General features: G+C 31.0%; 18 protein-coding genes and 1 pseudogene. 12 read left to right on the forward strand and 7 right to left on the reverse strand.

Annotation, left to right across the window (positions count from 1 at the left end; genetic code table 11):
- Positions 1–12: 12 nt before the first annotated feature.
- The 5 genes from metF to luxS all read right to left on the reverse strand — a co-directional run bounded on the left by metF (position 13) and on the right by luxS (position 5,724).
- The gene (metF, locus tag ELQ09_RS01680; protein ID WP_134224582.1) at positions 13–861 is read right to left on the reverse strand and encodes a methylenetetrahydrofolate reductase [NAD(P)H]; all 849 of its coding nucleotides are present in this window, start codon (positions 859–861) and stop codon (positions 13–15) included.
- Between the two features lie 9 nt (positions 862–870).
- Entirely contained in the window at positions 871–3,135 is a 2,265-nt protein-coding gene (gene metE, locus ELQ09_RS01685) for a 5-methyltetrahydropteroyltriglutamate--homocysteine S-methyltransferase (protein ID WP_096703124.1), read from the reverse strand.
- 11 nt (positions 3,136–3,146) lie between these two features.
- Positions 3,147–3,917 carry a MetQ/NlpA family ABC transporter substrate-binding protein gene (locus ELQ09_RS01690; RefSeq protein ID WP_208357094.1) on the reverse strand — a complete coding sequence of 257 codons (771 nt, stop codon included), beginning with the start codon at positions 3,915–3,917 and terminating at the stop codon, positions 3,147–3,149.
- Between the two features lie 10 nt (positions 3,918–3,927).
- Positions 3,928–4,920: an isopenicillin N synthase family oxygenase gene (locus ELQ09_RS01695; protein WP_070317023.1), complete on the reverse strand. Its 993-nt coding sequence runs from the start codon at positions 4,918–4,920 to the stop codon at positions 3,928–3,930.
- A 309-nt stretch (positions 4,921–5,229) separates the two neighbouring features.
- Positions 5,230–5,724 (reverse strand): S-ribosylhomocysteine lyase, encoded by a 495-nt coding sequence (gene luxS / locus ELQ09_RS01700; protein ID WP_002870821.1) that lies wholly within the window; start codon positions 5,722–5,724, stop codon positions 5,230–5,232.
- Positions 5,725–5,838: 114 nt separating this feature from the next.
- Here luxS and gatB point away from each other — a divergent pair, with 114 nt between their 5' ends.
- From gatB to ELQ09_RS01715, 3 genes are read left to right on the forward strand one after another with little or no spacing between them, the layout of a single operon-like run.
- Positions 5,839–7,257, forward strand: coding sequence for an Asp-tRNA(Asn)/Glu-tRNA(Gln) amidotransferase subunit GatB (gene gatB, locus ELQ09_RS01705; protein ID WP_070317024.1), 1,419 nt, complete (start codon positions 5,839–5,841; stop codon positions 7,255–7,257).
- The gene (locus ELQ09_RS01710) at positions 7,254–8,150 is read left to right on the forward strand and encodes an NAD(P)H-dependent glycerol-3-phosphate dehydrogenase (protein WP_134224584.1); all 897 of its coding nucleotides are present in this window, start codon (positions 7,254–7,256) and stop codon (positions 8,148–8,150) included. Before gatB ends, ELQ09_RS01710 begins: the two co-directional genes overlap by 4 nt.
- A gap of 9 nt (positions 8,151–8,159) precedes the next feature.
- Positions 8,160–9,338: a metal-dependent hydrolase gene (locus tag ELQ09_RS01715; protein WP_070317026.1), complete on the forward strand. Its 1,179-nt coding sequence runs from the start codon at positions 8,160–8,162 to the stop codon at positions 9,336–9,338.
- Between the two features lie 7 nt (positions 9,339–9,345).
- Here ELQ09_RS01715 and ELQ09_RS01720 read toward each other — a convergent pair whose 3' ends face one another.
- Positions 9,346–10,872 carry an inorganic phosphate transporter gene (locus ELQ09_RS01720; RefSeq protein ID WP_002864548.1) on the reverse strand — a complete coding sequence of 509 codons (1,527 nt, stop codon included), beginning with the start codon at positions 10,870–10,872 and terminating at the stop codon, positions 9,346–9,348.
- A gap of 141 nt (positions 10,873–11,013) precedes the next feature.
- On the opposite strand from ELQ09_RS01720, the gene ELQ09_RS01725 reads away from it, so the two are divergent.
- Positions 11,014–11,820: an inverse autotransporter beta domain-containing protein gene (locus tag ELQ09_RS01725; RefSeq protein ID WP_070317027.1), complete on the forward strand. Its 807-nt coding sequence runs from the start codon at positions 11,014–11,016 to the stop codon at positions 11,818–11,820.
- On the opposite strand, the gene ELQ09_RS01730 is transcribed toward ELQ09_RS01725, so the two are convergent.
- Entirely contained in the window at positions 11,817–13,193 is a 1,377-nt protein-coding gene (locus ELQ09_RS01730; RefSeq protein WP_070317028.1) for a cation:dicarboxylase symporter family transporter, read from the reverse strand. The genes ELQ09_RS01725 and ELQ09_RS01730 overlap by 4 nt on opposite strands.
- A 267-nt stretch (positions 13,194–13,460) precedes the next feature.
- On the opposite strand from ELQ09_RS01730, the gene cetC reads away from it, so the two are divergent.
- The 8 genes and pseudogenes from cetC (at position 13,461) to ELQ09_RS01770 (ending at position 22,165) form a co-directional block, all read left to right on the forward strand.
- Positions 13,461–13,955 carry an energy taxis response protein CetC gene (cetC, locus tag ELQ09_RS01735; protein ID WP_070317029.1) on the forward strand — a complete coding sequence of 165 codons (495 nt, stop codon included), beginning with the start codon at positions 13,461–13,463 and terminating at the stop codon, positions 13,953–13,955.
- 120 nt (positions 13,956–14,075) lie between these two features.
- Positions 14,076–15,455 (forward strand): bipartate energy taxis response protein CetA, encoded by a 1,380-nt coding sequence (gene cetA, locus ELQ09_RS01740; RefSeq protein WP_070317030.1) that lies wholly within the window; start codon positions 14,076–14,078, stop codon positions 15,453–15,455.
- Between the two features lie 18 nt (positions 15,456–15,473).
- A complete protein-coding gene (gene cetB / locus ELQ09_RS01745) occupies positions 15,474–15,971 on the forward strand; it encodes a bipartate energy taxis response protein CetB (protein WP_134263724.1) in 498 nt (165 codons plus the stop codon).
- 87 nt (positions 15,972–16,058) lie between these two features.
- The gene (mnmG, locus tag ELQ09_RS01750) at positions 16,059–17,918 is read left to right on the forward strand and encodes a tRNA uridine-5-carboxymethylaminomethyl(34) synthesis enzyme MnmG (RefSeq protein WP_134263725.1); all 1,860 of its coding nucleotides are present in this window, start codon (positions 16,059–16,061) and stop codon (positions 17,916–17,918) included.
- A gap of 14 nt (positions 17,919–17,932) precedes the next feature.
- Positions 17,933–19,199: pseudogene (locus tag ELQ09_RS01755) on the forward strand (arsenic transporter).
- 89 nt (positions 19,200–19,288) lie between these two features.
- Entirely contained in the window at positions 19,289–19,792 is a 504-nt protein-coding gene (petA, locus tag ELQ09_RS01760) for a ubiquinol-cytochrome c reductase iron-sulfur subunit (protein ID WP_088303480.1), read from the forward strand.
- 1 nt (position 19,793) lies between these two features.
- The gene (locus tag ELQ09_RS01765) at positions 19,794–21,044 is read left to right on the forward strand and encodes a cytochrome bc complex cytochrome b subunit (RefSeq protein WP_134224586.1); all 1,251 of its coding nucleotides are present in this window, start codon (positions 19,794–19,796) and stop codon (positions 21,042–21,044) included.
- Complete coding sequence (locus tag ELQ09_RS01770) at positions 21,041–22,165, forward strand: cytochrome c1 (RefSeq protein WP_134263726.1); 1,125 nt, start codon at positions 21,041–21,043, stop codon at positions 22,163–22,165. The genes ELQ09_RS01765 and ELQ09_RS01770 overlap by 4 nt, the downstream gene beginning before the upstream one ends.
- Positions 22,166–22,214: the final 49 nt, after the last annotated feature.

A 22,214-nucleotide genomic window follows, 5' to 3' on the forward strand; every position in this document is an offset into this window, starting at 1 on the left:
ATAGTTTATTTTCTAAGCATGAAGCTCTTCTTTAAGCAAATGCTTTACAGCTTCATAAATTTTAATAGCTGCTTTGGGTTTATTCATAGTATAAAGATGAATTCCATCTACGCCACTTGTGATTAAATCGACAATTTGATCGCAAGCATACGCGATACCTGCATCTTCTAAAGCCAAAGTATTATTTTCATATTTTTCTAAAATTTTAACAAATTTAGGAGGGATTTTAGATCCGCAAAGTTGAGAAATTTTTAAAACCTGTCTTTTGTTAGTAATAGGCATAATACCTGCGTAAATAGGTATGTCAATACCTGCTAAAGCACAATTTTGTTTAAAAGTATAAAAATCTTCATTATCGTAAAAAAGTTGAGTAATGAGCTTGTCTGTTCCTGCATTTACCTTAGTTTTAAGATGGTGTATATCCTCGATGAAATTTTTAGATTCATTATGTTTTTCTGGATAGCATGCGGCATAAATTTCAAAATATTCTTGTTTTTTTATAAAAGAAATTAAATCACTAGCATAAGAAAAATCTTTGCTTTTTTCTAAATTCTCACATATATCGCCTCTTAGAGCAAGAATTTGATTAAGATTTTTTTCTTTGCATTTTTGAAGTATCTGAGTGATTTTTTCTTTACTGGAATGGATGCAAGGTAAATGTACTATGCTAGGAATTTGATATTCTTTCTGGATTAAGCTTGCAATTTCTAAAGTGTTTTGTGAGTTAATAGAGCCTCCAGCTCCAAAGGTTACGCTGATAAAATTAGGGCTTAATTGCCCTAAATCATCTAAGATAGCATGAAGATTTTTGATATTTTCATCCTTTCTTGGTGGAAAAACTTCAAAAGAAAAATTACACATAAAAACTCCTTATAATTGTTTTCGTATTTTTTGCGTAGCTGTAACTAAATTTTTAAGAGAGGCTATGACTTCTTCATATGCCCTTGTTTTAAGTCCGCAGTCTGGATTGATCCAAATTTGCTCCTTAGGTAATTTGTTTAAAATTTTTTCTATGGTTAAGCTTAGCTCTTCTATGCTTGGAACTCTAGGGCTATGTATATCATAAACTCCTGGTCCCACCTCAGTTTTAAAATGAATAGCTTTTAGAGTATCTAAAAGACTTAAGTTTGATCTTGAAGCTTCAAAAGAAATCACATCAGCATCCATAGCGTCAATTTCTTTTAAGATATCGCTAAATTCACTATAACACATATGAGTGTGAATTTGAGTTTTAGCTTTTACCCCACTATGCACAAGATTAAAAGCAGGAATAGCCCAATCTAAATACTCGCTATGCCAATCGCTTTTTCTTAAAGGCAGTTTTTCACGCAAAGCGGCTTCATCAATTTGTATGATTTTTATACCTGCATTTTCAAGATCTAACACTTCATCTCTTATAGCTAAGGCAATTTGCTCAGTACTTTCTTTTAGGCTGATGTCTTCTCTTGGAAAGGACCAATTAAGTATGGTTACAGGTCCAGTTAGCATACCTTTTACGATTTTTTGACTTAAACTTTGTGCAAATTTAGACCAAGCTAGGGTAATAGGCTTTGTGCGTGATACATCACCCCAAATCACAGGAGGTTTAACGCACCTTGTGCCATAGCTTTGCACCCAACCATTTTGAGTAAATAAAAAGCCCTTTAAATTCTCTCCAAAATACTCCACCATATCATTTCTTTCAAATTCTCCATGCACTAAAACATCAAGTCCTATTTCTTCTTGAATTTGTATGCATTCTTTGATTTTTTGTTGGTTAAATTCAGTGTAGTTTTGAGCTGAAATTTTTTCTTGCTTAAAGGCAAGGCGATTAGATCTTACATCGGCACTTTGAGGAAAGGAACCTATGGTTGTGGTTGGTAAAAGAGGGAGTTTTAAAAATTCTTTTTGGATTAAGGCGCGTTCTTTAAAACTAGGCGTTCTGGTAAAATCTTCTTTTTTTAAAGCCTTAAGCCTTGCTTTGACTTTTTCATCTAAACGCTCTGGGATATTTTTAAAAAGCTCTTGATTGGCTCTAAAGAGCGGATTTTCTTCGCTAGAATTTAGAATTTCTTTTAAATCTTTAAGTTCTTGAAGTTTTTCTTTAGCAAAGGCAAAAAGTTTAAGATAGCTTGAATCTAATTTGCTTTCAAATTCAGTGCTATAAGGCACATGTAAAAGCGAACAAGAGGTGTTTAAGATGATATTTTGTGTATATTTTTGAAGCTCTTTAACAAGCTTTAGGCTTTTAGCATAATCATTAGCATAGATATTTTTGCCGTTAATAAGACCTGCAAAAAGGATTTTATCTTTAGCAAAGCCGTATTTTTGAACTAAGGCTAAGCTTTGTTTACCTTCGATAAAATCAAGCCCTAAAGCATCAAATTTGCTTTCTAAAAGTTTAGGATAAATATCTCTTAAGTCTCCAAAATAGCTTTGAAGTAAAATTTTAAGATTTTTTTTGTGATTTAAAAGTTCTTGGTAAAATTCTTCGAACAAAGCGATATCTTCCTTGCTTAAATCATAAACCAAATAAGGCTCATCAAGTTCAAGCCATGTCACTTTAAGTTCATTTAGTTTATCAAAAAGCTCTATATAAGCGTTTAAAAGCTTTTCTTTGGCGAGTTTTTGAGTTTTTTCATCTTTAAAGGCAATGAGTTTAAAAAGTGTGAAAATGCCTATTAAAACAGGCTTGCTTTCTATGCCAAGCTCTTTAGCTTCGAGATATTCTTTAAAAATTTTATCCCCTGTTAAAGCTATAATATCAGCATTATCGCACTCAGGCACCAAATAATGATAATTTGTATTGAACCATTTTTTCATTGCTAAGGCTGTAACATCTCCATTTTCTCCTTGATAACCTCGACTTTGAGCAAAGTATTCATCTAAAGCATCTAAATTTAAATTTTTATACTTTATATGAACAATGTTAAAAAGCACAGCCGTATCTAAGACATTATCATAAAGTGAAAAATCATTACTAGGGATAAAATCAATGCCAGCTTTTTGAATTTCTTGCCAGTGTCTAATCCTTAAATCCTTAGCACTTTTTAAAAGCTCCTCTTTTGAACTTTGGTTTTTAAAGTATTTTTCAATAGCAAATTTTAATTCTCTATTTACACCTATTCTTGGGTAAGAAATGATTGAATTTTTCATATTTATTCTCCTTAAAATGTAGGGATTAAAGCGCCCTGATATTTTTCTTCTATAAATTTTTTAACTTCATCGCTTTGCAAGGCCTTTACTAGGGCTTTGATTTTAGGAAGGTTTTCATTACCTTCTTTAACAGCGATGATATTGCTATATTCACTATATTTACTTTCTGTATAAAGCCCATCTTTTACAGGGTTTAAACCTGCTAAAATAGCAAAATTGCTATTAATAAGAGAATAATCTACATCATCTAAACTCCTTGTAAGTTGAGCGTCTTTTAACTCTACGAATTTAAGCTTCTTAGGATTTTTAGTGATATCTAAAGGAGTGATGAGCTCATTATCTTTAACTTCTATAAGTCCTTTGCTTGCTACAATGCGTAAAGCACGGCTTTCATTTGTAGGATTATTGGGTATAGAAATGCTTTGTCCTTCCTTGGGGTTAAATTTTTTATGTTTTTTAGAATACACTGCCATAGGTTCTATATGGATACTGGCAACTTTTACAAGATGGGTGCCTTGTCTTTGATTGAATTCTTTTAAATAGGGTTCATGCTGAAAATAATTAGCATCTAACTCACCATTTTCAACCATTACATTAGGGATTACTCCATCATTGAATTTATAAATTTTTAAATCATAACCTTGTTTTTGAAGTGCTGATTTTATAAATCTTAAAATATCTGCATGAGGTGTTATAGAAGAGCCAACTTTAAGTTCTTCATTTGCCCATGCAAAACCGGTAAAAAGAGTAGCGACGCAAAAAGCTTTAGTAAATAAAGTCATTTTTTCTCCTTTACGCAAAACTAAATTTTTCTATCAAGTCACTATGATAAATGCTTGCTACATCAGGATGAGAGCGTATCATTCTTTTAAAATAATTACTTGCAACATTTCTTAAAAGTGGATTTTTAGGATCAGTATCCACACCTTTGCTTTCTTTAACAAGCTCTGGATTTAACTTAAAAATAGGTATATCCTTATCAAGTTGCACTCCAAGAAAATAAGCTATGCTAAAGCGTTCTTTTGGGCTTAAATTCACGCGGTGAATAGTAGCTTTTAAATAGCCATTGGTAGCTAGTTCTAAAAATTCTCCTATATTAACTACAACGCTATTTTCAAGTGGGGGTATACTAAGCCATTTACCATCTATAAAAGCTTCAAGTCCGCTTTGTTTTTCTTGAAAAACAAAAGTGATAAGCCCACCATCTTTATGTGAACCTACGCCTTGAGTGATATTTTTTGAGCTTTTTGGATAATGTATGATTTTACAATGTTCGTAAGAATTTTCTCCATAAAGTTTATCAAAAGCATTGCTAGGTAGATCAAGAGCTTGAGCGAAGGCTTTTAAAAGCTTTAAACAAGCTTTTTTGGTTTGTTTGTGCCAAGTTAAGAAAGTTTTTTTAAGTTCTGGAATTTCACTAGGCCAAAGATTAGGACCTTCTAGTCTTTGCCATAAGGGTGAGTTTAAATTCCAGTTTAAAGCATCTCTTTCTGTGCCTATATCCAGTTGTTCTCTATAATCCTTAGATCCTGCTGTGTATTCAAAACCTTCGCTAGTATAACCTCTAAATTGAGGAGAATGTACCATAGAAATAAGCTCTTTCGAACTTCTAGAAAGATTAAAAAATTCTTTGCCAAGTTTGAATAATTTCTCGTTTAAATTTTTATCTATACCAGTATTGATAAGATAAAAAAAACCTATTTTAGAAGCAATTTCTCTTAAATTTTTAAGAAAAGTGCTTTTATCTTTTTCATAAGCTTGTAAATCAAGTATAGGTAAATTCATTTTTGCTCCTTAAATTAAATTAAGGATAAGAAGATATTTTGAATTAAATTTTATTAGAGAAATTTTTGTAAGTTAAGATTTTAAATGAGTATTTTGAAAAAATAAACTTTTTTGACTTTCTTACACATTATATCTCCTTATCCACTTTTTGGACCTTTGGAAACATAATGTTAAGCCAAAGGACGCACTAGATACTACACATCTCGCACATCAGTTTCATTTTTTCTCCTTTTAAAATAATAAAATTTCAAAATCATATATAAAAATATATTAATTAAAGCTTAATCGTTTAAAAAATAAAGATTCTTTTTAAGCATTCTCGAGTTTTAATTCTTTGTTATTCATTATGCTAATACCTAGATTTAAAACTTTTTGGGCAATTTGTTTGGCTTCATCTAAAGAATGCATTGCGCAAGTTCCGCATTGATAGATATTAAGTTCAGGAATTTTGCTTTGATCGCTTACGCTTAAAACATCTTTCATAGCTTCTTCCCAAGCTTTTGCAATACTTTTCTCATCAGGTGTTCCAATTAAACTCATATAAAAACCCGTGCGACAACCCATAGGTGAAATATCAATAATTTCAACTGAATTTGAATTTAAATGATCTCTCATAAATCCTGCAAATAAATGTTCTAAGGTATGAGTGCCTTTTTCGCTCATAATGTCTTTATTTGGTATGCAAAAACGCAAATCAAATACACTAATATCATCACCCTTAGGTGTTTTCATAACTTTAGCTAAACGCACAGCAGGAGCTGGCATTTTAGTATGGTCAACTTTAAAGCTGTCTAATAATGGCATTTTAACTCCTTAAATATAAATTGCCTAAGGATTATAGCATTTAAAATTAATATTTAAAGCCTTTCTAAAAGAAAAAAAGATAAAATAAAACATTTAAAAATTCAAGGAAATTTTATGTTTGAAGTAGTTATAGGTCTTGAAGTTCATACTCAGTTAAATACAAAAACAAAAATCTTTTGCTCATGTGCAACTTCTTTTGGAGAAGCTCCAAATACTAATGTTTGTCCCACTTGTTTGGCCTTACCAGGAGCTTTGCCTGTTTTAAATGAAGAGGCTGTAAAAAAAGCTATAGCTTTTGGAAAAGCTGTCAATGCAACAATTAATAAAAAAAGTGTTTTTAATCGCAAGAATTATTTTTATCCAGATTTACCTAAGGCTTATCAAATTTCACAATTTGATATCCCCATAGTAGAAAAGGGTGAGCTTTTTATCAATGTAAAGGGTGAAAATAAACGCATAGGTATTACAAGAGCGCACTTGGAAGAAGATGCAGGTAAAAATATCCATGAAAGTAATTTTTCTAAAGTGGATTTAAATCGTGCAGGAACTCCTTTGCTTGAGATTGTCAGTGAACCTGAGCTTAGAAGTAGTGATGAGGCAGTAGCTTATCTTAAAAAACTTCATTCTATTATACGCTTTTTAGATATTTCAGATGCAAATATGCAAGAAGGAAGTTTTAGATGCGATGCAAATGTTAGCATAAGGCCTAAGGGCGATACAAAACTTTATACTAGAGTAGAGATTAAAAATCTTAATTCTTTTCGTTTTATCCAAAAAGCCATAGAATATGAGGTAAAAAGACAAAGTGAGGCTTGGGAAGATGGAACTTACGAACAAGAAGTAGTTCAAGAAACTAGACTTTTTGATACGACAAATTTAGTTACAAGAAGTATGCGTGGCAAAGAAGAAGCGGCAGAATATCGCTATTTTCCTGATCCTGATTTATTGCCTGTTTTGTTAAAAGATGAGTTTTTGGATATTAAAATTCCTGAACTTCCTGATGAGAAGAAAGCACGCTTTATAGACGAGCTTGGTATAAAAGAAAGTGATGCTGAGGTTTTAATCAGTTCTTTAGAAATGAGTCGTTTTTTTGAAAGTCTTATTTCTCAAAATTTAAATCCTAAGCTTTGCGTAAATTGGTTAAATACTGAACTTATAGGACTTTTAAAAGGAGAATTGACTATAGAAAATTCTCCCGTAGATGCTCAAAAGCTTGGAGTTTTAATTAAACGCATAGAAGATGGCACTATCAGTGCAAAAGCGGCTAAAGATGTTTTGGCTTTTGTATTTGAAAATACTAGTGTGGAAATTGATGATGCTATAGAAAAGCTAGGACTTAAGCAAGTAAGTGATGATTCAGCTATAGAAGCGGTGATTGAACAAATTTTAAATGCAAATACTGATAAGGTTGCAGAGTATAAAAGTGGTAAAGACAAGCTTTTTGGATTTTTTGTGGGTCAAACAATGAAAGAAGGCAAAGGAGCTTTTAATCCTACAAAAGTAAATGAAATTTTAAAAACAAAGCTTGGTTGATGCGTATAGCGGTTATTGGTGCGGGAAAATGGGGCAGTGCTTTACATCTAGCCTTAAAAGAAAATCACAATTGTTTTATCAGTTCTTTGCATCAGCGTGATTTAGAAGATTTTGTTGGTGTAAAAGAAGCTTTAGAGTGTGAATATCTTGTTTTTGCTTTAAGTTCTCAAGGAATGCGTGCTTGGCTTAAAGAAAATTTCATCAACAAGGGGCAAAAAATTTTAATTGCTTCAAAAGGCATAGAAAATCAAAGTTGTCAATTTTTAGATGAAATTTTTTTAGATTTTGTACCAAAAGAAAATTTTTGTGTTTTAAGCGGTCCTTCTTTTGCTGCTGAAGTGATGCAAAAACTTCCTACTGCTTTGATGATTAGCGGGATAAATCAAGAGCTTTGTAAAAAATTTGCAAGTTTTTTCCCTGATTTTATTAAAACTTATATTGATAATGATGTTCGTGGTGCTGAAATTTGTGGTGCTTATAAGAATGTTTTGGCGATTGCAAGTGGAATTAGTGATGGGTTAAAACTTGGTAATAATGCAAGAGCGGCACTGATTTCAAGAGGACTTATAGAAATGCATCGTTTTGGTAAATTTTTTGGTGCTAAAGAAGAAACTTTTTTAGGGTTAAGTGGAGCAGGGGATTTGTTTTTAACTGCAACGAGTGTTTTATCAAGAAATTATAGAGTGGGTTTAAAACTGGCGCAAAATCAAAAATTAGATAGTATTTTAGCCGAACTTAATGAAGTAGCAGAAGGTGTAAAAACTGCTTATGCTATAGAAAAATTAGCAAAAATGAAAGGAATTTATACACCTATTGTAAATGAAGTAGTGGCAATTTTTAAGGGTAAAAGTGTGCAAGAAGCAACGCAGAATTTATTAAAGCAAAATGATTAAGGAAAAATCATGATAATTAAAAATGCAAAAATTTATGGAGATTCTTTACAAGATATAGAGATTAAAGAAGGAAAAATTACCAATATTGGTTCTAATTTACAAGGTGAAGAAATTTTAGATGCTAAAGGTATGACTTTACTTCCATCTTTTGTGGATTTGTGTGTGAGTTTGAAAAATGATAAATTTTCTTTAGCTAATTTAGAACTTTTAGAAAATGAGTGTCTAAAAGGAGGAATTTCTAGTATAGTTTTGCGTGATTGTATGGATTTTGATGAAGAAAGTTTTGCTTTATTTTTACAAAATTTAGCCCAAAGAAAGATGCAAATTTTTTCAAGCGTACGGGTTAAGGATGCAAATGGCAAGCTTAAAAATTTAGCCACTCTTTTAAATAAAGGTGCTTGTGCTTTAGAGCTTGATAGTTCTTTAGATGCAAATACTTTAAAAGTAAGTTCACAATATGCTTTTATGAAAGACTCTCCAATTTTTGTGCGTTGTTATGATAAGGATTTTGATGATAATGGAGTGATGAATGATTGTGAAATGAGCTTTGAGTTAGGGCTTATAGGCATGAGTAAAATCGCTGAAACTAGCCAGATAGCTAAAATGAAAGAATTGGCTAAATTTTATAAAAATAAAGTTATTTTTGATCTTTTAAGTTTGAAAGATTCTTTAACATTATTAGATGAAAAGGATTTAAAACTTGTAAGCATTCATCATCTTATCAAAGATGATAGTGCTTGTGAAGATTTTAATACGGCTGCGAAACTTATGCCACCTTTAAGAAGCAAAGAAGATGTTTTGGCTTTAAGAGAGGCTTTAAAAGAAGGAAAGATTAGCTTTTTAACTTCCTTGCATAGTGCAAAATCAATTTCTTTAAAAGATTTAGCTTTTGATGAAGCGGCTTTTGGAATTCATAGCGTATGCGAATTTATAAGTCTTTGTTATACTTTTTTAATCAAAGAAGGATTTTTAAATTGGCAAGAGCTTTGTCAATTTACAAGTAAAAATCCTAGTGAATTTTTAGGTTTAAATAGTGGAGTTATAGAAGTCGGAAAAGAAGCTAATCTAGTTCTTTTTGATGAGAATGAAGAAATTTTTGCTCCAAAAAGTTCTCTTTATTCTGAGGATAAACTTTTTGGAAAGATTAAGATGCATATAATTAAAGGAAAAAATATTTTAGAAAAATAAGCTTTACTTAAATTCCTAAAGATAGTTTAAATCCTAAAAATACAAGTGCTGCCATAATACCAGCGGCTGGTAAAGTGATAATCCAAGCCAATCCTATAGGCTTCATCATAATCCAATTTGCGTTTTTATTATACACTCCTATACCCAATATAGCACCTATGAGTATATGGGTGGAGCTAACAGGAATTCCAAATTGTGTAGCTAAGAGTATAACTATGCTTGCACCAAGTTCTGCAGAAAATCCAGTAGTAGGGCGTATGGTTGCAAGTTTTGAACCTACTGTAGTAATCACCTCTTTACCTAAAAACCAAAGTCCTACAACTAGAGCAACTCCAAACATAGCTAAAGCAGCAAAAGGTACAGGAGAAGTCGCGTTAATTGTGCCGTTTTTTAAGACATCTAAAATCGCTGCAAAAGGACCTATAGCATTGGCTATATCATTGGCTCCGTGTGAAAATGCAAAACTAGAGGCTGTAAATATTTGAAACCATGAGAAAATTCTATCAGTAGTTTTATTAAGTTCTGTTTTTTTAACGATTTTGACTATAGCAAATGTTACAACATAACTTATAGTTCCTATAATTCCAATAATCCAAAAGTTTTGTAAAATATCCAAAGTGCTAACATTATTTAAACCTTTAAATAAAAACATTGCCGAAATGATAGCAGCAGCAATACAAGCAATGATTGGCATATGAGTTTTTAAAATAGAGTAAATATCTATATCTTTTTCTTGATCCTTAAATTCCTTCATTTTATTTCTATAGAAATTATTTTCTTGTTCTTCCTCATCTAAAGCTATAGCGGAAAGTTCTTTGATTTGTTCTTCTTGGGATTTTGTTTTTAAATTTAAAAAGTATTCTTCTTTGAATTTTTTTCTTTCTTTTTTGATATTTTTCAAATCATCATTTAGTTTTTCTGATGGTTTTAAAATTTTCTTATCAATATATGAATAAATAATATAAGCTACAATACCCCCTAAAAGAGGAGAAGCTATCCAAGAAATAGCTATTCTTAAAATTTCACTCCATTTAACCATAGAGAGTGTTTGGATCCCATCAAATTTTAAAAGCCCCATCATAATGCTAGCACCTACAATCCCACCAACTATACTGTGTGTGGTTGATACAGGTAAGCCTTTCTTGGTTGCAATAAAAATCCAAACCCCAGAGCTTAAAAGTGCAGCAAGCATAATGATAACAAAAAGCATAGGATCTAAAGAATTTGGAAAAATAACAATACCGCTGCGTATGGTCTTAGTAACTTCTGCGCCTGCGAAGATTGCCCCGCTTAGCTCAAAAACAGCTGCTATAATTAAAGCTTGTTTAATGGTTACTGTTTTTGCACCAACGCTTGTTCCAAAAGAATTGGCTACATCATTTCCACCTATATTAAATGCCATAAAAATGCCAAATATAGAAGCAAGAATAAAAAGAATCAGTTGATGTTGCGAAATATAACCAAATCCCCAAATAACAAATGCGATAGTACTGATAATAAAAATAACAAAAGCTATGAGGTTGTCTTTTTGCATTAATAACCCTTTTTTATTTTAATTATACACTTATTTACTTTAAATTTGCTAATTTTATTTTTTAGTCTTTGTGGAATTTTTATTTATATTATTTTTTTATAATAAATACTCAAACAAGAAATAATAAGGAATATAAGAATAATGAGGGGTATTTTTTATATAATAGCATTGTTTTCTTTACTCAATGCCGATGAACTTACAGAGGCTTTAGCAAAAAATAATAATCAAAATTCTTGGGAGCACTTTGATTATAAAAATACCAAAGAAGCTCCAAAAATTCAAGAAGAGAATGTGGATTTTAAAAGCACTTTTGATAGCTTGCTTTCAAAAACTTTAGAAAATAATAATGGTATAGATAAAACAGATGGGAATTTAGATTTTCAAAATAAAAATGTGCAGGTTAAAAATTTAAGTTCTCTTTATGAGGGGGAGAATAATTCTTTGCTTTTTCAAAAAGAACTTTTTGTGGCTCAAGATAATTATAATTACTCAGGGGGTTTAATCAATCGTTATGAAAAAGATGATTTTTTATTTGGAGTTAATGGTTTTATTGATAAACAAAAAGAACAAAAAGATACTAAAAGCTTTGGTACAGAGTTTGGTTATAGTAAATTTATAAAGGCTTATGGTAATTATTATATACCCAATGAAGCAGAAAAAAATTTACAGCTTGGAATGAGTTTTGTAATTCCAACTTATACCGCTTTTGCTTTTGATATAAGTAAGGATAATGATAAAACTAATTATCAAGTATCTTACTCTCCTTATAGTGTATTTAGTTTAAATTTATTGCGTCGTGATTATAGTGCAAGAGAGACTATTGATGATACCGTTGTTCAAGTTGGATTTAGTTTTAATTTCAATGAAAGTTTTTTAAAACAATTTAGGAAAAAAAATAATACTTTAGAGGAGGTTAATCGATATGATTTCCTCCAAAGAACCCATTAGTTCATTCCAGCATTATGGAATTTTTCTGGATTATCCATAGCATAGCGGAATTTTTCCCAATCAATTTGTTTATCCCAGATGGCAACGATTAAGGCTGCTACTGAATTTCCACAAAGATTTCCAACCGCCCTCATTTCAGACATAAATTTGTCAACACCTAAAAGAACACCTATAGCAGCTACTGGTAAAACTTGTGCTAAGGTTGCATTTGCTTCTGAAATTTCCATATTTCCTAGAGCTGCAAGCGTACTTCCAAGCACTATAAAACCTGATCCAGTTACACCTACTGCACCTTTTGAAGCTATCATTAATACTATTAAAATACTGATTTCGTGCGCTAAATTTAAATTTACATTGAAAGCTTGTGCTAGAAAGATTAAGCTCATAGCTAGATAAATATTTGTACAATCAAGATTAAAACTATATCCCGTTGGTAAAACAAGTCCGACTGTTGCTTTAGAAAGTCCTGCTTTTTCTAGTTTTCTCATTAAAGGAGCAAGTGCAGACTCGCTTGAACTGGTTGCAAAAACGATCAATACTTCTCTTGAGATAAATCTCATAAATTTGAAGATATTTACTTTTGCAAAATAGCAAATCAGACCCAAGATTCCAAATATAAAAACAAGACATGAAATCAGCATTACTAAAAGTAAATATGCCAAGTTGATCAAAGAGCCAATTCCGTATTGAGCTATGAGTACAGCCATTGCTGAAAAGGCAGCAATAGGGCTAAAATACATAATGATTTGTAAAATTTTAAAAACAAAATTTTGTACCACTTCAAAAACTCTTTGAATTGCCTGTTTGTCTTCTATTCTCATTAAAGAAATAATCAAAGCAGTAATTATAGCAATAACTAAAACTTGTATCGTTTTTCCTTCTGTAAAAGGCGTGATAATATCAGTAGGCATAGCATCTTTTAAAATATGCATAATCTCAGAGCTTGCACTTACTTCTGTGGTTTGAGAAATGTATTTTTGAACGCTTTTTGTATCAAGTTGACTTGGATCAAGATTCATTCCATGACCCGGTTGCATAACATTTGCCATAAAAATACCTATAGCAAGCGCTAAAGTACTTACAACTTCAAAGTAAATAACCGCTTTAGCACCAATACTACCTACTTTTTTTAAACTTTCAAGACTAATGATGCCCAAAACCAAAGTAACAAAAATAATAGGGCCTATAAGAACCTTTAAGGCACCTATAAAATAATCAACTCCTGGTTTGCTAGCAATGGCTAATCCTTTATCTGTACAGCCAAGTGCAATACCTGCAATAATGCCTATAATCACCCAAAATCCAAGACTTTTGATAATACGTTTATATAAAGGCGGTTTTCTTTCAGCTAAAGTTTGACTTAAAGTTTCCAAGTTTATTCACTCCTTTTGATCTTTATAAAATATAATTTTAACAATGTATATTGTAAATTTTAACAAAAAAACAAATCTAGAAATACTCCTTTATATAAGATACGACAATTTTTTATATAAATGTTACAAAAATTCTCATTATTTGTATTATAAAATTTAAAATATTTTTGAAAATTTTATAATTTTGTAATTCAGTTTACTTTTTGTTATTTATTATTGGTAATAATTCTATTTTTGATTTATTTGTTTTTTGGGATATTTTAAATTATGAAAGAAATAGTTTTGTCTGAAAATGCTTTAATTACTTCTAAAACAGATCTTAAGGGGAATATCATTTATGCCAATAATGACTTTTTAAAATACGCAGGTTATAAAGTCGATGAGCTTTTGTATAAATCTCATAATATAGTAAGACATGAAGATATGCCACGTACTGTATTTAAATGTCTTTGGGATTATATTCAAAAAGGAGAAGAAATTTTTGCATTTGTAAAAAATAAAGCTAAGGATGGTAGTTTTTACTGGGTTTTTGCAAATGTAAACGCTTCATTTGATGCCAATGGAAATATTATCAACTACTATTCTGTTCGTCGTGCGCCCAATAGAAAATCTCTTCCTATAATTGAAGAAGTTTATAAAATTTTACTTGAAAAAGAGCAAAAATCAGGCATTAATACTGGAGTTTCAGTTTTAATGGATATTGTAAGTTCTTATAAAATGACTTATAATGAACTTGTTTTTAACTTACAAGAAGATAACTAAATAAGATATGTTTAATTTTTTTTGTTGTATAATCTCCGCCTAAAAATTAAAGTAATATATATTATAAAAGTATTACTTTAATTTATGACTTTAAAATTTTTTAATAAAAAGGATAAATTTATGGTGAAAAATGGATTATTATCAACTATTTTTTTAAGTGTTATCGGTGTTTTAGGTGCCATTTTTATTCATATTTATATTGGAGCGATAATTTTTATTTTAATCGCTGTTTTGATGATTTATTTGTTTAGACAACACAAAGATGAGCAAATAATGATTGACAAACTTTTGGTTCTTTGTAGAGAGTTAAAAGAGGGTAATTTTAACAATAGAATTATCTATGCAAAAACAAAAAGCAAAAAATTAGCCGAAATAGCAGATAATCTTAACAATACTATCGATGGGCTAGAAGCTTACTTAAGGGAAATTAATACTTCTATTTCTTGTTCTCAAAAAGGTGAATTTTATCGCAAGGCTTTGCCTGAAGGTTTAAAAGGAATTTTTGCTCATAATATCGAATTTATAAATAAAGCTTTAGCAAATATAGAAGTGACAGCAAAATCTACTTTTAAAAATGCTTTATCAAGAACTTTAATGGATTTAAGTCTTGGAAATCAAAATAAAGATATGTCTCAAATTTCTAGCTCATTAAATCAAGATATTAACATGATGAAAAATGTATACGATACAGTTGATGCTATTACTCATACAGCTACAGAAAATGGCTCAGAGGTGGATTCTTTACAAAGTGCTATGGGTTCTTTAATGGATGTTGTAAATTCGAGCAAGGAAACAGTCCAAACTTTTGTGGCTAATTCCCAAAATATCACTTCAGTTGTTGAGGTTATACGCGATATAGCTGATCAAACTAATCTTCTAGCTTTAAATGCTGCTATTGAAGCTGCACGTGCAGGAGAGCATGGTAGGGGCTTTGCGGTTGTGGCTGATGAAGTTAGAAAGTTAGCAGAAAGAACTCAAAGATCTACAAGCGAAATTTCTATTGCAATTCAAACTATGCAACAGGATTTTGTAAATATCCAAAGTGGCAGTGAGCAAGTTTTTAACATTGTTAGTGAATCTGAAGAAAGAATTAATAAATTTTCTCAAGCTTTTAAACGTCTAGAAGAAAATAGTAGTGCCCTTGGTGTTAATTTTGAATCCTTTGCAAAGAGATTGATCTTATCTGTGGTTAAAATCGATCATATTCTTTATAAATCAAATATATATTTAAATTTAAATGGGGCTCAAAATTTTAATCTTGAAAGTGTAGATCCAATTTCTAATCTTTGTCAAGATGAGAGAGCTCAAGGTGTTATTAATGAGCTTAGTTCTGAAACTGAGTTAAATTTAGCTAAAGAATTTATAAAAGATAATGCTAAAAAAGCAATAGAAGAATCAAGTCAAGATTATATCGATCAAAAAGCTTACGATGCGATTGTAAATGATATTAAATCACTAGAGCAAAGAAGTGCTGAAATCTTAGCAAAATTAAAAATATAAATTAAGAGGGTTGAGAAAATGTCAAGAGAAATTTTTTTACAAGAAGATAGTTTAATTACTTCTAAAACGGATTTAAAAGGTAAAATAGTTTATGCAAATGATGATTTTTTAAAGTATGCAGGTTATACTATGGGTGAAGTTTTAAATAAACCTCATAACATAGTAAGACATGAAGAGATGCCAAAAACTGTTTTTAAATATTTATGGGATTATATGAAAGAAGGCAAAGAAATTTTTGCTTACGTAAAAAACAAAACCAAAGATAACAATTACTACTGGGTTTTTGCAAATGTAACCCCATCAATAGACATTAATAATAATATCATAGGCTATTATTCCGTTCGTCGTATGCCAAATAAAAGCGCTATTTCTACAATAGAAAGCCTTTATAGTGATCTTTTAAGAGTAGAACAGCAACAAGGCTTAAATAAGGGTGTTGAGATGCTTAAAAATTTCTGCAAAGATGCAAATAAAACTTATAATGAGCTAATCTTCTCTCTTCAAGAAGCTAAATAAATTTTTGTTAGACTTAAAACGAGTTTGTTTTAAGTCTAAATATTATATAATCTTTCTTTTAAAAATTCACATTTTTCAAGGCAAAATATGTTTGATGTCATTGTTATAGGTGGCGGACATGCGGGTGTTGAAGCAAGTGCTGCTGCTGCTAGAATAGGTAAAAAAACCTTACTTTTAACTACATTGATTGAGCAAATAGGAGCAGCAAGTTGCAACCCAGCTATAGGCGGACTTGCTAAAGGGCATTTGGTAAAAGAACTTGATGCCATGGGTGGTCTTATGGGTAAAATCACCGATGAAGCGGGAATACAATTTCGCATTTTAAATGAAAGTAAGGGTGTAGCCGTTCAAGGAAGTAGAGCACAAATTGATATGGATAAATACCGTATCATTGCGCGTAATAAACTTTTAAAACTTCCAAATTTAGAAATTTCTCAAGAACAAGCGAATGCTTTAATCGTAGAAAATGATGAAGTTAAAGGCGTAAAAACAAATTTAGAAAATACATATTTTGCCAAAAAAGTGATACTTACAACAGGGACTTTTTTAAATGGACTCATTCATGTAGGTGAAAATAAACTTCAAGCAGGAAGGGTAGGGGAGCTTGCTTCAGTAAATTTAGGAAATTATCTACAAACTTTGGGTTTAAAAATGGGGCGTTTAAAAACAGGAACTTGCCCAAGAGTGGATGCAAAAAGCATTGATTTTAGCGTACTTGAAGTCCAAGATGGCGATGTAAATCCTAAAGCTTTTAGCTTTCGTTCAAGAAATTTTAATCCCGTTCAACTTCCTTGTTATATCGCACGCACTAATACAACTACACATGAGATTATTAAGAATAATTTTTATCGTGCCCCACTTTTTACAGGTCAGATTGAAGGTGTTGGGCCAAGATATTGCCCTTCTATAGAAGATAAAATCAATCGTTTTAGCGACAAAGAAAGTCATCATCTTTTTATAGAACCTCAAACTATCGATGCGACGGAGTATTATATCAATGGTTTTTCTACTTCTTTGCCTTATGAGGTACAAACTCAAATGCTGCGTTCTGTAAAGGGTTTTGAAAATGCTAAAATAACCCGTTTTGGTTATGCTATAGAATACGATTATATAGAGCCAACTGAACTTAAGCATACTTTAGAACTTAAAAAGATTAAAAATCTTTATTGTGCAGGACAGATTAATGGAACTACAGGTTATGAAGAGGCTGCAGCACAAGGCTTTATGGCAGGAATTAATGCAAGTTTAAGCATAGATATGAAAGAGCCTTTGATTTTAAGGCGTGATGAAGCTTATATAGGAGTTTTAATTGATGATTTAGTAGTAAAAGGTACAAAAGAACCTTATAGAATGTTTACTTCAAGAGCGGAATTTAGACTGCTTTTAAGGGAAGAAAATGCTATACTTAGGCTTGGAAAATATGGCTATGATTTAGGGCTTTTAAGTGAGCAAGATTTTACTTATATACAAAATATTGCAAACAATCTTCAAAAAGGACTTGAATTTTTACTTTCTAAAGAATTTACGCCTAACAACCAAAATAATGCTTTTTTAGAGAGTTTGGGAGAACATAAAATTTCCTCTATAGTCAATCTTCAAAAAATTGTTGCAAGATCAAGTTTTGATATAGAAAAATTAAAAAAACTTGACCCTATGTTTGAAACTATGGATCATTACTCTTTAAGAGAGATTTTAAATGAGGCAAAGTATTATCATTACATTAGTATGCAAAAAGCTCAAATAGAAAAAATGAAAAATCTTAGCGAGCTTAAAATTCCTGAAAATTTTGATTTTAAAAGTGTAAGCGGTTTGAGTAATGAGGTTGTAGAAAAGCTTAATTCTCATAAACCTCCAACCATTTTTGCTGCAAGTCAAATCAGCGGAATCACTCCTGCAGCGTTAGACATTTTACAAATTTATATCAAAATGCAAAAGAAAAAAGCTTAAATGCTTGTTTTTTTATTTTTTTATCTACTTTAATTTTGCTTTTTGGCGTCCATGGAATTTACTTATTTGGGTATTTTCTAGTTTGGGAGCTTTTTTTGTTTTTATTTTTCAATTGGTAGATTTTAAAGACGCTTATTTTGTTTTTTCTTTGGTTTGGGATAGTTCTTTAACTTTGGTTGGGTTGATTATCCTTTATTTTAGCTTGGAATCTTTGGGATTTTTTGATTTTATTGCGAATAAAATTTTGCATTTTTCTAGAGAGAAAAATCAAGAAAAAATTTATATCAGCACAAAAAATTGATGTTGTTTTTGTTGATTTTTGTATTTTTTCTTTCTGCATTTTTTGCTGGTGATGGAGCGATTTTAATCATTACACCTATTATTATAGCTTTATTTTCAACTTTTAAAGATTGTAAAAATCATACTTATATTTTAAGTTCTTTTTTGCTTAGTCTCTTTTTTTATGTGATGTAAGTTCAAACGCTTTGGTTATTTCAAATTTAACCAATATCATCACAGCAAATTATTTTAAGATAGAATTTTTAGAATTTGCTAAAAATATGTTTTTACCAAATTTTTTTGTTTTGCTTTCTACTATAGCTATAGTTTTTGTGCTTTATGTGAGAGTGCTACCTGAAAAACTTGAGTTTCAACTAGTCAAAAAAGAACAAATTTCATTGAAATTGTTTTTTCTTTGCGTAGTGTTTTTATTTTTTTTGTGATCAGTTTTTTATAGGTGAAATTTTTGATATTAAAATAAGTTTTTTTGCTTTGCTTTGGGCAGGAATTTTTTGGCTTATTGTTTTAAAAATTCAAGGTAAAAAAAGTATTAAAATTCTTTTTGAAGCACCTTATGGAGTTTTGTTTTTTAGTTTTGGGCTTTATATGGTGGTTTTTGCTTTACATAAAATAGGTGTGAGTGAAATTTTGGTTAAAAGCTATGCTTTTTTCATGCAAGATAAGAGTGGAATTTTTGGCGTGGCTTTGATTTCGGCTTTTGAATCTTCTGTGTTTAATAATTTGCCTATGGTTTTAATTGGAGATTTGGTATTAAAAGAATATTTTGAAAGTTTTTCTTTTGATTCTTTGATGATTTATGCTCATCTTTTAGGAGTAAATATAGGCCCAAAACTTACGCCAATAGGTTCTTTGGCAACTTTGCTTTGGCTTGGAGTTTTGGCTAGAAAAGGCATTAATATTTCTTTTTGGCAATATTGTAAATTTGGCTTTTTGATAACTTTACCTGTGCTTGTTTTTTCTCTTTTTGCTCTTATTGTCTAAATATCAAAACTTGTTAAACAAAGAAAAAATTTATTTTAATTTCGATAAACTTTTAACTTGGTTAAAAAATAAAATCGAAAGGACAAGTTATGGCTACATCTGAGAGTAGACGAAGCTTTATGGGCTTTGCATTTGGAAGCGTAGCTGCTGTAGGCGGTGTTTTCTCGCTTGTTGCGATGAAAAAAACTTGGGATCCGCTTCCAAGTGTCAAAGCTGCAGGTTTTACTACAGTAGATTTATCAGGAATGCAAGATGGAGAGCTTAGAACTATAGAATGGCGTAAAAAGCCTATTTTTATATTAAAAAAAGATGCGAGTATGCCAAAAGATGAAAAACGTGATGTTGTGGTAAATAACGCAGCTTATACTGTGGTTATAGGACTTTGTACGCATTTGGGTTGTATACCTGCTTACCAACCAAGTGAGCAATTGTTTAAATGTGCCTGTCATGGTGGAGAATTTGACACAAGTGGAAAAAATGTCTTTGGACCTCCTCCAAAGCCTCTTGAAATTCCTCCTTTTAAAATTGATGGAACCAAACTTGTTTTAGGTGAAGAGGGTCCTGAATATAAAAAAATGATAGCGGAGGCTTAAGATGGCACAAATTAGAAAAGCTAATGGCCTTGTAGATTGGCTTGATCAAAGACTTGCAGTACATAAACTGCTTGATGTTTTAATGGTAAAGTATTGGATACCAAAGCAAATTAACTTTCTTTGGGCAATGGGGGTTATTTTAACCACTCTTTTTGCAGTGCTTTTTGTTACAGGACTTTTACTTGTAATGTATTATAAACCAGATACCGCACTTGCTTTTGATAGTGTGAATAAGACTATTATGCAAGAAGTGGATTATGGATGGCTTTGGCGTCACATGCATGGCGTTGCTGCTTCTGTTGTATTTTTGATTATATACATACATATGCTAACAGGAATTTATTACGGTTCTTATAAGAAAGGTCGTGAGATGATTTGGGTTAGCGGTATGCTTTTGTTTGTTGTATTTTCTGCTGAAGCTTTTAGTGGGTATATGCTTCCTTGGGGACAAATGAGTTATTGGGCAGCCCAAGTAATCACTAATCTTTTTGGAGGGGTACCATTTATTGGCCCTGAGCTTGTGATTTGGATTCGTGGGGATTATGCGGTTTCTGATCCAACTTTAACAAGATTTTTTATGCTTCATGTGTGCTTGCTTCCTATAGTTATCATTGCTATTATAGCATTTCACTTCTATTCTTTAAGAATTCCTCATGTTAATAATGAAATTTCTGAAGAACTTGACTTTGACTTAGAGGCTGAAAAATACATGGCAGGTGACACAAAGGGTTCTAAAGTGATTCCTTTTTGGCCAGGATTTTTATCAAAAGATTTTATGTATATAAGCTTTTTTATGATTTTCTTCTTTTATTTGGTCTGTTTTAAATTTGATTTTGCAATGGATCCAATTAATTTTGATCCAGCTAATGCGCTTAAAACACCAGCTCATATTTATCCTGAGTGGTATTTCTTATGGAGTTATGAAGTTTTAAGAGGATTTTTCTTTGATATTGCAGGTATTAAAGCTTTTGATATAGGTTTGGCTGCATTTGGTATTGCTCAAGTGATTTTCTTTTTACTTCCTTGGCTTGATAGAAGTGATGTTGTAAAACCGGCTCATGAAAGACCTTTATTTTTCATTTGGTTTTGGATATTGCTTATCGATTTAATTGTTTTAACAGTTTATGGAAAATTACCTCCAACAGGTGTAAATGCTTGGGTAGGATTTTATGCTTCTGTAGTATTTTTACTTTTACTTATTGTAGTTTTACCGGTTATTACTATCATGGAGAGAAAAGGAGCTAAACAATGAGAGAAATAAAAATATTTTTAGTTGTAGTAGTTTTTACTGCACTTGTATATTGGGGGGTAGAGCCTTATGCTCATTCAGTAATGAAACCTCATGTTGCTCCTGCAAATTTTGATTTTGCTGTAGAAGATACTACTTTTGCAAAAGGTATAGTTGAAGCTAAAGAATTAGCTCTAAAAGATGCACAAGCTTCAGGAGACGCTAAAAGAATAGAGAGTGCAAACAAAGAACTTGAAAAAGCAAAAGAAGAATTAAACAAGGTTGAAATACTTTGGGCAGATGTTGCAAAGATCGATTTTGCTAAGGGTGATGCAAAAAAAGGTAAAGAATTTTTTGAAAATAACTGTTTTGCATGTCATGGTGTAAAAGAAGATGGAATAGCAGCTAATATTACTGATTCTTCTATAGGGGTAATACCACCTGATCTTAGTGCAGCTGGTGCTATTTTTGATGAAAAATTTTTAGCAGCTTTGATCATGCATCCTGCGCTTGCTTTAAAAGTAGATCATAAATTTGGCGATGCTTTTATTATGACAGCTTACAATAAAGATACTTCAGGAGAAAGTGAAGAAGCTACAAATGCAAATATAGCCAATGTAATTGCTTATCTTAAAGATGTGAGTGTTAAATTTGAAGCCAATGAAGATGCTGCTATTAAGAAAGATGTTGAGGCAAAATATGCTAAAATGGAAAATAGTGCTCAAAAAGCTGCTTTAATAGAAAAAGATATAAAATTTGCTAAAGATAAAGCAACTTTTATTGAGGCTTGCGGACGTTGTCATGATATGAAATATGATAGCTTTTTTACTCCATCAAATCAAAATGATTTAAAAACTTATTTAGGTTCTGTTCCGCCTGATCTTTCTATGATGATAAGATCTCGTGGTGAGCAATATTTACATGATTTTATTAATAATACTCAAAAACTTCTTCCAGGAACGGCTATGCCAAGAGTAGGTTTAACAGAAGCTGCACAGGCTAAGGTTGTATCTTATATTGATCAAGTGGGTGATAGCAAAAAAGAAGAAAGAAAAACTACAGGAATTTATGTAATGGTATTCTTTGTAATTTTAAGTATTTTTGCTATAGGTTGGAAGCGTTCTGTTTGGTCTAAATTACATTAATATTACATTTTTTGCCATTATTTAATGATAATGGCAAAAATCTTATTTT

It is taken from the genome of Campylobacter sp. CH186 (assembly GCF_004378925.1).
Classification (GTDB): domain Bacteria; phylum Campylobacterota; class Campylobacteria; order Campylobacterales; family Campylobacteraceae; genus Campylobacter_D; species Campylobacter_D jejuni.

Coding starts and splice junctions, on each gene's coding strand:
- ELQ09_RS01690 (WP_208357094.1), bottom strand. CDS start 3,917: ATGACTTTATTTACTAAAGCTTTTTGCGTCGCTACTCTTTTTACCGGT.
- petA (WP_088303480.1), top strand. CDS start 19,289: ATGGCTACATCTGAGAGTAGACGAAGCTTTATGGGCTTTGCATTTGGA.
- ELQ09_RS01770 (WP_134263726.1), top strand. CDS start 21,041: ATGAGAGAAATAAAAATATTTTTAGTTGTAGTAGTTTTTACTGCACTT.
- mnmG (WP_134263725.1), top strand. CDS start 16,059: ATGTTTGATGTCATTGTTATAGGTGGCGGACATGCGGGTGTTGAAGCA.
- luxS (WP_002870821.1), bottom strand. CDS start 5,724: ATGCCATTATTAGACAGCTTTAAAGTTGACCATACTAAAATGCCAGCT.
- metE (WP_096703124.1), bottom strand. CDS start 3,135: ATGAAAAATTCAATCATTTCTTACCCAAGAATAGGTGTAAATAGAGAA.
- gatB (WP_070317024.1), top strand. CDS start 5,839: ATGTTTGAAGTAGTTATAGGTCTTGAAGTTCATACTCAGTTAAATACA.
- ELQ09_RS01725 (WP_070317027.1), top strand. CDS start 11,014: ATGAGGGGTATTTTTTATATAATAGCATTGTTTTCTTTACTCAATGCC.
- cetC (WP_070317029.1), top strand. CDS start 13,461: ATGAAAGAAATAGTTTTGTCTGAAAATGCTTTAATTACTTCTAAAACA.
- cetB (WP_134263724.1), top strand. CDS start 15,474: ATGTCAAGAGAAATTTTTTTACAAGAAGATAGTTTAATTACTTCTAAA.
- ELQ09_RS01765 (WP_134224586.1), top strand. CDS start 19,794: ATGGCACAAATTAGAAAAGCTAATGGCCTTGTAGATTGGCTTGATCAA.
- ELQ09_RS01715 (WP_070317026.1), top strand. CDS start 8,160: ATGATAATTAAAAATGCAAAAATTTATGGAGATTCTTTACAAGATATA.
- cetA (WP_070317030.1), top strand. CDS start 14,076: ATGGTGAAAAATGGATTATTATCAACTATTTTTTTAAGTGTTATCGGT.
- metF (WP_134224582.1), bottom strand. CDS start 861: ATGTGTAATTTTTCTTTTGAAGTTTTTCCACCAAGAAAGGATGAAAAT.
- ELQ09_RS01695 (WP_070317023.1), bottom strand. CDS start 4,920: ATGAATTTACCTATACTTGATTTACAAGCTTATGAAAAAGATAAAAGC.
- ELQ09_RS01720 (WP_002864548.1), bottom strand. CDS start 10,872: ATGCAAAAAGACAACCTCATAGCTTTTGTTATTTTTATTATCAGTACT.